Here is a 1,181-nt window from a genome sequence, read left to right on the forward strand (position 1 = left end):
CAATGGCATGTGGGACGATTTATTTCAGCGCGCTTCGCAGATTAACTGATCGATTCTCTGTTCCGCCACTGTCTATCCCATCGTCAGTGGCGGCTATCTTCGTTACACCGCTCTGCCTTTCAGCAGCTTTCTCACCCAAAAACGATTCGGATTCAACGCGGCAAGGGTTTCTGCATCGAGCGGTAACGGCTCGCCGTACAGTTGCCCGGCCAGGATTTCGGCGGACAACGGGGCAGAGCACAATCCACGCGATCCCAGCGCACCGATAACGAACAGATCCTGATGAACCGGAGCTACAGCCACTCGCTCCGGCGTGTGCCGCTGCACGTCAAGTGACGCGTATTGATCTAGCGTCTGCGCGTAATCCGGCGTAGCGCCGAGCAGCGGCAGATGATCGCGGGTGGCGCAGCGCACGCCCTGACGCGCTGCGTTGTCGCTGACATCAATGTCATTCACCCAGCTTGCCTCGGGCAAGCAGGCCACCAGGCGCTGGTGGTTTTCCTGCTGCTCGTCTGCACTAAACGTGGTAGTAACCACGCCTCGCTGGTAGCTGGCACCGATACAGTGCTGCTGATGGTGAGGGCTGACTGGGGTCAGATAGCCGTCATAGCACAGTACGCGTTGCAAGCGTTGCAGTGTCGGGGTAGTGGGAATATGGCTCACCTGACCGCGCACCGCATAGCTGGGGAGCTGTTGAGTTTGCGACCAGTCGCTGAGCCGCTGTCCGTTAGCCAGCACCACCACGGGATGGGTCTTTTGCTGCCCGTTTGCCAATCGAAGTTGCCAGCCGGATGCGGTTTTTTCCAGCGCAGAGACGCCAGTAGCAAAATGCACCACCAGTCCGAGCGATTGTGCGTGTTTCAGCGCATGGGTTGTTAGCTCTGCCGGGCACAGCCAGCCGCCCTCGGTATAGCTCGCACCGGGAAAACCTATCGCTAATCCGGCCGTTGCGTCCATCTCATCGGCGCTGAGCGGCGTAACCACCTCTGCCGGCCAGTGGCCGTGCAAGATTTGCGTGATTTTACGCGCGCTTTTTTCATCGTAGGCAATCTGATTTACACCGCACCAGTCATGCTCGAAGGGGATACCGGCTTGCCACAGCGTGTCGTACTGGCGGCGGGCAAAACCAAACGCGGTGGCAAAAAAACGGGAAAGCGCATCGTGTTTGTCGTTGAGTAACG

Annotated in this window: 1 protein-coding gene; it reads right to left on the reverse strand. The window is 58.6% G+C overall.

What is annotated here, in order from left to right:
• Positions 1-102: 102 nt before the first annotated feature.
• On the reverse strand, positions 103-1,181 hold a 1,079-nt coding region (gene mnmC / locus J5224_RS28940; RefSeq protein ID WP_264628533.1), incomplete at its 5' end, for an FAD-dependent 5-carboxymethylaminomethyl-2-thiouridine(34) oxidoreductase MnmC.

Source organism: Candidatus Symbiopectobacterium sp. NZEC135 (assembly GCF_025962695.1).